The following is a 4,400-nucleotide window of genomic DNA, read 5'->3' as shown; positions in this document are numbered from 1 at the left end:
TTTTCCTGATCCTCAACACCTTCGCCCAGGGCAAAGAGGCGGTGGTCTCCCGGGGAGAGCTGGTGGAGATCGGCGGGAGTTTCCGGATCCCCGAGGTGATGGCGGCCAGCGGAGCGAAGCTGGTGGAGGTGGGCACCACCAACAAAACCCGACTTGCCGATTACGAAGCGGCCATCGGTGAGGAAACGGCGATGCTGATGAAGGTGCACAAATCCAACTACGCCATCGAGGGGTTCAGTGCCGAGGCAGCGATGGAGGAGATTGCGGCCCTGGCCCGTGAACGGGGGCTGATCGACTACTACGATCTGGGAAGCGCCTACCTTCCGGAGTTGCCCTGGGGATTGGGGGCGGCGGAGCCCTCTTTGCCCAGGATTCTGCGTGATCCCCCGTCGCTGCTGAGCTTCAGCGGCGACAAGCTCTTCGGAGGGGTGCAGGCGGGGATCATCCTGGGGCGCAAGGCCCTCATCGACCGGCTCAAAAAGAATCAGATTCTGCGGATGTTCCGGGTGGACAAGGTGACGCTGGCGCTGCTGGAGCGGACGGTGCTGGCCTACCGCCGGGGGGAGACCGACAAAATCCCCGTCCTGCGGATGCTCTTTGCCACCCCAGGGCAGCTGCGAAACCGGGCCGAGGCGCTAAGAAAGCGACTGCCGATCCCGGCGGAGATTCTGGATTCGCAGACCTACGTCGGCGGCGGCACCATGCCCAACCGGAAGATTCCCACCGTCATCCTGGCCCTGGAGGGAAAAGCGCAGGAGCTGGAGGTCGCCTTCCGGGCACATCGGATCATCGGCCGGATCGAAAGGGACCGCTTCGTGCTGGATATGCGGACAGTTCGGGAAGAGGATTTCGAGACGATTATCGAGGCGGCATCGATGATATCGAGTGAGGAGTGAAGAGTGAGGAGTGAGGAGTTAAAGGCACCTTTGGCGCTGTTATTGGTGTATTGGTGTATTGGTGTATTGGGGGCAGGGCTTCAGCTCTGCATTGCGGGACTGAAGTCCCGCCTCCTATTGAACGCGTCACAAAGTGATGCCCGAAAATTCTCAATTCTCAATTCTCAATTCTCCATTAAAATTCTACCCACTACCCGCTACCCACTACCCACTCATCCCTCAGGCAGTCCCGCATGAGAGATGTTATCGTCGGTACCGCCGGCCATGTCGATCACGGCAAAACGGCGCTGATCGAGGCAATGACGGGCTACAACGGGGACGAGATGGCCCAGGAGAAGGAGCGGGGGATCACCATTGATCTGAGCTTCTCCAATATGCGCCGGGAGGGGGTCAACGTCGCCTTTATCGACGTGCCGGGGCACGAACGGCTCATCAAGACGATGGCCTCGGGAGCCTTCGGCTTCGACGCGGCGCTGCTGGTGGTGGCGGCGGACGAGGGGATCATGCCTCAGACCCGGGAGCATCTGGCGGTGCTGGATCTGCTGAAGGTGCGGCGTCTGGTGGTGGCGCTGAGCAAAAACGACCGGGCCGATGCCGCGCAGGTCGCAAAGCGGCAGGAGGAGATTCTCACGTTCCTGGGCGAAGAGTACCCTGCGATGGAGCTGCAGGCCCTGGTACCCACCTCGATCCGCGATCCCGAGAGCATCGAGCGGCTGCGGAATATCCTTTTTGCCCTGCCGCCGCGGATCACGGGGGATGCTCCCTTTTTCCGCTACTACATCGACCGGGTCTTCAGCCCCCGGGGGGTGGGGACGGTCGTTACCGGCACCGTGTTGGCGGGACGGGTCCGCAAGGGGGAGAAGCTCAACATCGCCGAGCTGGGCAAGCCGGTCACGGTACGCAATATCCAGGTCCACGGCGAAGATCGCGAGGAGGCCACTACCCATCAGCGGGTCGCCCTCAATCTCGACCTCCCCCATACCAAGCTGCGCAAAGGGTATCTCCTGGCGAGTCGGGGCTATTTTCGGGGCTTTGAGCGGATCGACGTGTCGGTGCGGCAACTGGGAGAGAAGGAATTGCCCCACGGCAGCGAAGTCCTCTTCATCAGCGGAGCCAAACGGGTGGAGGGAAAGATCCTCTACTATGCCGATGCCCGCTTCGCCGCCTTGCACCTGGGTGAAAAGGTCTACACCCGCTTCGGCGATCCCTATCTCCTGCTGGCTTCGGGGCGGGTGGCCGCCGGCGGGGAGATCCTGGTGTCGATCAGTGAACCGATCCGCAAAAATCGCAGGCTCCCGCTGCTGGAAGCGCTGCAGAAGAGGGATTTCGAGATCGCCTTTTCGATCCTGCTGGCCAACCACCGGCGGGGCTTCGGGCTGATTGCCAGCCAGCAGCGCTTCGCGATGAATCACGACGAAGCGCTGGCCGTTGCCCGCCGTATCGCCGGGGCCTATGTGGACGAGGAGGGGCTGGTGCTCTACCCCCAGGAGGCCCTGCAGGAGGTCGAGTCGGCGATCCGCCGCATCTACGAAAACAATCCCAACGCGCTCCTCTCTCCCGCCTCCGTGGTGCTGCGGATCAAGTGGGCCAGCGAGAAGCTGGCGGCGGAGGTGATGGAGCGTCTGGGAGAGAGCGGCTTTTTGCGGCAGGCCGAGGGGCTGTGGCTGCGGGCCGATCGGGACCCTGCCGAGCTGATCGACGCGCTGCCCGAGCAGCTCTACCGGATCCTGGAAGAGGAGGGACTGACCCCCGAAGCCCCTTACGATCTCTACGACCGCCTCGACTTGGACCGCAAACGGGGCGACGGAGCCCTCAAGACTCTCACCCGGGCCAAAAAGGTGATCCGCCTGGCCCACAACCTCTTCGTCACCGATGCCAACCTCCGTCGGGCCCTGGCCCTGATGAGGGAGCTGATGGTCAAGCACGGCTACCTCGACATTCGTCTCTTCAAAGCCGAAACCGGAATGAGCCGCAAATACTGCATCGCCTATCTGGAGTATCTGGACAAGCAGGGAGATGTGGCCCGCGAAGGGGAGCGGCGGATACCGAAGTATCCCGGCTGAATGGGATAGGGTGGCCCCTGTGGGCCCATAGGGCTCCACCCTACAAATAGCAGGAAAGATCCTTTGGGGGTTGCTATAATGCAGCTTATAACTTTTATAAAATGAAGGGGGCGGATGCAGGAGCTCTTTTATGTCGGCTTGATCTTCGTACTTGGCGCTTTTATGAAATGGGTCAGCTACAAGTTCAAGCTGCTCAATGTGGTCGGCTACCTGATTCTGGGCTTCTTCATCGGCCCTCATATGCTCGACATCGTTCCCCAGTCTTTCATCGACAACAGCCATATCATTGTCGATATCTCCCTCTCGTTGATTGCCGTGCTGGTAGGGGCCAATCTCAAATACGAGGTGCTCTGGAGTGTCTGGAAACAGATCGCCGTCATCTCTGTTTTTGAGGCACTTTTCACCTTTGTCCTGATGGGTAGCGTCCTTTACAGTATGTTTCATCTGTTTGATTTCGGTCTCTCGCCCCACTATCGTCTGGCGGTTTCTCTGCTTTTTGGGGCTCTGGCTTCGGCGACGGCCCCCGCTACGATTCTGGCGGTCATCCACGAGCTGAAGATCAAAAGCCGATTCAGTGCCTTTTTACTGGGGGTTGTCGCCATGGATAACGCCATCACCCTGGTTCTCTTCAGTTTTGTTTTGATCGTCGCAGGGGCGAACTTCGAAACGACGGGCCATATTTTTGATCAGTGTGTCCGGATCGTTCCGACCCTCTTCTTTACGCTGGTGGTCGGTACCGTCGGTGCGGTGATCTCTGAAGGGATCGACCGGGTCTTTCGCAACCACCGCAGTATCAAAACCACCTCCACACTGGGTATGATCTTTATCGTCTACAGTCTCAGTGAATATTTGGGCTTGGAGCCCCTTCTGGCCTCGTTGGCGATGGGTATTGCCCTCTCCAATATCTCGACGCGGGATTTCTATCTGGTCAAACGGGAGTTCGATTTTCATCTCAAAGACATCATCTTTATGCTCTTTTTTACCCTCTCGGCCATGCACCTCGATATCCGTTTCGTCCTGAGTATGCCGATGGTTGTCCTGACCTATATCATCGTCCGATTTGTCGGCAAGGTCTCCGGAGTTTGGATCGGTGCGCGGGTGTCGCACTCTTCAAAAACGGTGCAGAAATATCTTGGACTGGCGCTCTTCCCCCAGGCGGGTATCGCGATCGGGCTGGCACTCTCGCTGCAGGAGCAGGCCGGTTTCGGGATTATGGCACCGTTGATGCTCAATGTCATCATCGCCACCACGATGGTGCATGAACTTCTGGGGCCCTTTTTGACCAAATACGCTCTGGAACGAAGCGGCAAATAGCAATAGAGTGTTCCATTGGGTGTGGCACGCTCCCAACGGGGACGTGGGGAGCAAGGGAAATAAGGGCCTGAACCCTCTATTTCTTCTGCTGCAGGATCCAGCGGGCGATTCCCTCGAGCTGTTGCGG

Annotated in this window: 3 protein-coding genes; all 3 read left to right on the top strand. The window is 59.2% G+C overall.

Annotation, left to right across the window (positions count from 1 at the left end; translation table 11 throughout):
- The coding region (selA, locus tag F8I07_RS09875) for an L-seryl-tRNA(Sec) selenium transferase (RefSeq protein ID WP_292659098.1) at positions 1-896 on the top strand (896 nt) is incomplete at its 5' end.
- A 233-nt stretch (positions 897-1,129) separates the two neighbouring features.
- Complete coding sequence (gene selB, locus F8I07_RS09870; protein ID WP_292659096.1) at positions 1,130-2,959, top strand: selenocysteine-specific translation elongation factor; 1,830 nt, start codon at positions 1,130-1,132, stop codon at positions 2,957-2,959.
- 114 nt (positions 2,960-3,073) lie between these two features.
- Positions 3,074-4,273 carry a cation:proton antiporter gene (locus F8I07_RS09865; protein ID WP_292659093.1) on the top strand — a complete coding sequence of 400 codons (1,200 nt, stop codon included), beginning with the start codon at positions 3,074-3,076 and terminating at the stop codon, positions 4,271-4,273.
- Positions 4,274-4,400: the final 127 nt, after the last annotated feature.

Origin of the sequence: Nitratifractor sp. (assembly GCF_015487065.1) — a bacterium.
Classification (GTDB): Bacteria; Campylobacterota; Campylobacteria; order Campylobacterales; family Sulfurovaceae; genus Nitratifractor.
This window is presented reverse-complemented; position numbering and strand designations above follow the sequence as displayed.